The 4,543-nt window shown below is 72.6% G+C and carries 6 protein-coding genes; 2 read left to right on the forward strand and 4 right to left on the reverse strand.

The annotated features are described in order from the left end of the window. The 4 genes from ACE3Q3_RS23010 to ACE3Q3_RS23025 form a co-directional block, all read right to left on the reverse strand. Nucleotides 1–270 (reverse strand): FAD-dependent oxidoreductase (locus tag ACE3Q3_RS23010; RefSeq protein WP_374449973.1); only part of this gene is annotated, 270 nt, incomplete at its 3' end. Continuing rightward, entirely contained in the window at nt 267–524 is a 258-nt protein-coding gene (locus tag ACE3Q3_RS23015) for a cytochrome c (RefSeq protein WP_374449974.1), read from the reverse strand. The genes ACE3Q3_RS23010 and ACE3Q3_RS23015, both read right to left, overlap by 4 nt. A 47-nt stretch (nt 525–571) precedes the next feature. Beyond that, nucleotides 572–2,758: a molybdopterin cofactor-binding domain-containing protein gene (locus ACE3Q3_RS23020; RefSeq protein WP_374449976.1), complete on the reverse strand. Its 2,187-nt coding sequence runs from the start codon at nt 2,756–2,758 to the stop codon at nt 572–574. A 12-nt stretch (nt 2,759–2,770) separates the two neighbouring features. Continuing rightward, on the reverse strand, nt 2,771–3,226 hold the full coding sequence (locus ACE3Q3_RS23025; protein WP_374449978.1) for a (2Fe-2S)-binding protein: 456 nt from the start codon (nt 3,224–3,226) through the stop codon (nt 2,771–2,773). 196 nt (nt 3,227–3,422) lie between these two features. On the opposite strand from ACE3Q3_RS23025, the gene ACE3Q3_RS23030 reads away from it, so the two are divergent. Together ACE3Q3_RS23030 and ACE3Q3_RS23035 are read left to right on the forward strand one after the other, a co-directional pair. Further along, a complete protein-coding gene (locus ACE3Q3_RS23030) occupies nt 3,423–3,821 on the forward strand; it encodes a cytochrome c family protein (protein WP_374449980.1) in 399 nt (132 codons plus the stop codon). Nucleotides 3,822–3,892: 71 nt separating this feature from the next. Then, complete coding sequence (locus ACE3Q3_RS23035; protein ID WP_374449981.1) at nt 3,893–4,264, forward strand: zf-TFIIB domain-containing protein; 372 nt, start codon at nt 3,893–3,895, stop codon at nt 4,262–4,264. Nucleotides 4,265–4,543: the final 279 nt, after the last annotated feature.

Below are 4,543 nucleotides of genomic sequence, written 5' to 3' on the forward strand. Positions count from 1 at the left end.
GCCGCCATAGCCGAAGCGCTGCGCCTCGATCTCGCGCAGGCCGGCCAGCACGGCATTGCTGAACGGGCAGGCGACATAGACCCGGTTGGGCTCGACCAGGGTGACGGCCAGGGCCGGGTCGATGCGGCGGAGGGCGCGGGCCGCGGTCGCGCCGGCGAAGCCGCCGCCGATCACCACGACGCGGGCGGCCCCCTGCCCGTGCGCCGTCCGCGCCAGGAACGGTGCCGCCAGTGCCGCCGCCAGCACGGCGCGGCGGCCGATCGCCGTCACCGGTTCGCCTCCAGCCAGCGGGCGATCGCCTCGGATTCCGCGGCGGTGAAGCCGCGGGCGATGCGATCCATCACCGTGCCCGGCCGCTCGCCCGCGCGGTATTCCGCCAGCGCCCGCGCCATGTCGGCGGCGGCGAGCCCGGCGAGGGGCGGGATGCTGGGCGCGGACACCCGGCCGGCCGGCGCGTGGCATCCCGAGCAGGAGGTCGCGCCCGGCGGCGGCTCGGCCGCCGGCGCGCCGGGGGCGGCGGCCACGACCGCCATCCCCAGGAGCCCCCATGCCCGGACGCGGAACCCCAGGCTCACGCCGCGCGCAGGTCGTGATGCTTCAGCGGCAGCGAGCGGATGCGCTTGCCGGTCGCCGCGAAGATGGCGTTCAGCACCGCCGGCGCGGCGACCGCGATCGTCGGCTCGCCGACACCGCCCCAGAAGCCGCCCGACGGGACGATCACCGTCTCGACCTTCGGCATGTCCTCGATCCGCATCACCTCGTAGCCGTCGAAATTGCCCTCGACGATGCGGCCCTTCTCGACCGTGTTCTCGCTGTAGAGCAGCGCGCTCAGGCCATAGACGAAGGAGCCCTCGACCTGGGCCGCGATCTGGTCCGGGTTGAGCGCATATCCGCAGTCGGTGGCGGCGACGATGCGACGGATCTTCAGCTTGCCCTGGTCGGAGACCGAGACCTCGGCGACGGCGGCGGTGTAGCTGCCGAAGCCGTAGTTCTGGCAGATGCCGCGGTGGATTCCGGCCGGCAGCGGCTTGCCGTACTCGGCCTTGGCGGCCGCCGCCTCCAGCACGGCGAGGTGCCTGGGGTTCTTCGCCAGCAGCTTGCGCCGGAACTCCAGCGGATCCTTGCCGGCGGCGTGCGCCAGCTCGTCGATGAAGCACTCGAGGTAGACGGCGTTCTGGTTGTGGTTGACCCCGCGCCAGAAGCCCACCGGGACATGCGTGTTGCGCATCGCATGGTCGATCAGCAGGTTCGGGATCGCCATGTAGCCGAACTCGTCCGCGAGCAGGCCCTGGAAGTGCAGCCGGTCGATGCCGCCCGAGAAGCGCGAGGGCGCGATCGAGGCCAGGATCGACTGGCCGGAAATGCGCATGTGCAGCCCGACCAGGTTGCCCTCGGCATCCAGCCCGCCCGTCATCTTGGCCTGGGTGATCGGGCGGTAGAAGCCGTGCTGCATGTCCTCCTCGCGCGACCAGATCATCTTGACCGGCCGGCCGGGAACCTGCCGCGCGATCAGCACCGCCTGGCGGGTGTAGTCCTGGAAGCCGCGACGGCCGAAGCCGCCGCCGAGATGCAGCTTGTGGACCTTGACCTTGGACAAGGGCACGCCGCCCGCCTCGGCCGCCGCCGCCAGCGAGGCATCGCCGTTCTGGGTCGGCACCCAGATCTCGACCCCCTCGTCCGACACCTTGGCCGTGCAGTTCATCGGCTCCAGGGTCGCGTGGTTGAGAAAGGGCGTGGCGTAGACCGCTTCGACGCGCCTGGCGGCACCGGCGATCGCGCCCGGGGCATCGCCGATGCGATGGCCGACCGCCGCTTCCCTGGCGTCGAGGCCTTCGGCGAGGAAACGGGCGATCGAGGCGCTGGAGACGTCGGCGTTCGGCCCCTCGTCCCAGCGGATCGGCAGGGCGTCGAGCGCCGTCTTCGCCTGCCACCAGGTATCGGCGACGACGGCGACCGTCGCATCGTCGACCCTGAGGACGTGGCGCACGCCCTTCCGGTCCCGGATCGCGTCGGCGTCGAAGCCGGCGAGCCTGCCGCCGAAGACCGGGCACTGGGCGATGGCCGCATTCAGCATCCCCGGCAACTGCACGTCGATCGCGTAGACCTGGGCGCCGGTCAGCTTCTCGACGGTGTCCAGCCGCTTCACCCCCTGGCCGATGATCTTCCAGTCCTTCTGGGGCTTGAGCGGGACGTCCTTCGGCACCTCCAGCTTCGCCGCGGCGGTCGCCAGTTCGCCGTAGCGCAGCCGGCGGCCGGTCGGCCCGTGGGTGACGACGCTGTTCGCCGCCGCGCACTCGGCGGCGGGCACGCCCCAGTTCCGGGCCGCGGCCTCGACCAGCATCATGCGGGCGGCGGCGCCGCCCTTGCGGACATAGTCGACCGAGGCGCGGATGCCGCGGCTGCCGCCGGTCGACATGTCGCCCCAGGCGCGCCGGTTGGCGAGGTTGACCTCGGGCGGGACGTACTCCGCCTTCACCTTGCTCCAGTCGCACTCGAGATCCTCGGCGACGAGCTGGGCGAGGCCGGTCAGCGTGCCCTGGCCCATCTCGGAGCGGGCGATGCGCACGACCGTCGTGTCGTCGGGATGGATCGCCACCCAGATGCCGACCTCGGCCGCACCCGCGGGCGCCGGCATCGTCGTCTGGGCGAGCGCCTCCAGCAGTCCGCCCGGCACCGCCCAGGCGACGGCGAAGCCGCCGCCGGCGACGGCGGACGCGGTCAGGAACCGGCGGCGGCTCGGCTTCGTCATGCGGTCCATGGCGCGGCCCTCCTAGGCCCGGCTCTTCCCGGCGGCGTCGTGGATCGCCGTCCGGATGCGCTGGTAGGTGCCGCAGCGGCAGATGTTGGTCATCGCCTGGTCGATGTCGGCGTCGCTCGGCTCCGGGTTCTCCGCCAGAAGGGCCGCCGCCGCCATGATCTGGCCGGACTGGCAGTAGCCGCATTGCGGCACCTCTTGCGCGAGCCAGGCCTGCTGCACGGGATGCCGGCCGTCGGGCGACAGGCCCTCGATGGTAACGATCTTCGACGGGCCGACGGCGCCTGCCGGGATCGCGCAGGCGCGCTGCGCCTGACCGTCGATATGGACGGTGCAGGCGCCGCACAGCGCGACCCCGCAGCCATACTTGGTGCCGGTCAGGCCAAGCTGCTCGCGAAGCACCCACAGCAGCGGCGTGTCGGCATCCACATCGACCTCGTGGACCCGGCCATTGACGTCGAGCCTGACCATCGGATGCGTACTCCCTCGTCGAATTCGACCGTCGGTCGCCGGCCGTCGGGACGGACCGACAGGGACGATGCGGGCCCCTTGCCGAGGCGGCAATCCCCGCGCGCTCTCACGAAGACGTGATAGCCTCCGCGGCCCGCGCGCCGCCAAGTTCCCGCGGCATCGCGCCAGCCGATTCTGTCTCCCAGCCGGAGCCGACATGCGTCGAACCCTGCCTCTTGCCGTCCCCCTCGCCCTGGCCGTCGCCCTGGGCGCACCCGCCGCGCTCGGACAGGATGCCGACCGCGGCGAGCAGGTCTTCAAGCGCGCCTGCGCGGTCTGCCACATGGTCGGCCCGGGCGCGAAAAACCGCGTCGGACCGCCGATGAACGGCATCGTCGACCGCAAGGCCGGGTCGATCCCCGGCTTCGCCTACTCCCCCGCCAACCGCAATTCCGGGGTGACGTGGGACGCGGATTCCCTGAAGGCCTATCTCCGCGATCCGCGCGCCTTCATGCCGGGCACGCGGATGGTCTATGCCGGCCTGCGCAACGACGCCGATCTCGCCGACCTCGTCGCCTACCTGGCCCGCTTCGGCCCCGACGGCGCCGCCCGCTAGCGCCGGCGGTTGCCGCGGCCGCACCGCGGGCCCATCTCTCCGCCGTCACACACCTTGCCCGGAGGACGAGAATGAAGTGCCCGCTCGACGAGACCGAGCTGATGATGACCGAGCGTTCGGGGATCGAGATCGACTATTGCCCGAAATGCCGCGGCGTCTGGCTCGATCGCGGGGAGTTGGACAAGATCGTCGCCCGCGCCGCGGAATCCGCGGCCGCGGCGGAGCCGGCGCGCCCGGCCGCACCGGCGGACCGGGGCGGGGCGGGACGCCCCTGGGAGCAGCCGGCGCGCGACGACGACTATCGTCGTCCGAAGTACGAGGACGACCGGCGCTTCGACGATCGCCGCTACGAGGGCCGCCGCCGCGACGATGACGACGACGACGACCGCCGCCGCTACGGCAGCAAGCGGAAGTCGATCCTCGGCGACATCTTCGACTTCTGACCGCCGGCCGGTCGGCCGGGCGCGGCAGACCGCCGCGCCCGGCCATGGCCTTTCCCAAGCCCGGCGCGCGCGTGTAGGGTCCGGCCGGTACTGAGCCGCCGTCCCGGAACCCTTGTCGACGCCCGCGCCATCGCTGCCCCCGTTGCTGGTCGACCGCCTGCGCCGGCTCGCGCAGGACGAGCCGGCGCGGCCGGCCGTCATCGAACTGGGCGACGGCGAGCGGGAAACCGCACGGCTCGACTTCGCGCAAGTGTGGTGCCGCGGTCGGGCCGTCGGCGC

The sequence above is a fragment of the Allostella sp. genome (assembly GCF_041913585.1).
Taxonomy (GTDB): Bacteria; Pseudomonadota; Alphaproteobacteria; order ATCC43930; family Allostellaceae; genus Allostella.

Excerpts from the sequence above, each read along its gene's own strand:
- ACE3Q3_RS23020 (WP_374449976.1), bottom strand. The coding sequence starts at position 2,758 with ATGGACCGCATGACGAAGCCGAGCCGCCGCCGGTTCCTGACCGCGTCC.
- ACE3Q3_RS23025 (WP_374449978.1), bottom strand. The coding sequence starts at position 3,226 with ATGGTCAGGCTCGACGTCAATGGCCGGGTCCACGAGGTCGATGTGGAT.
- ACE3Q3_RS23030 (WP_374449980.1), top strand. The coding sequence starts at position 3,423 with ATGCGTCGAACCCTGCCTCTTGCCGTCCCCCTCGCCCTGGCCGTCGCC.
- ACE3Q3_RS23035 (WP_374449981.1), top strand. The coding sequence starts at position 3,893 with ATGAAGTGCCCGCTCGACGAGACCGAGCTGATGATGACCGAGCGTTCG.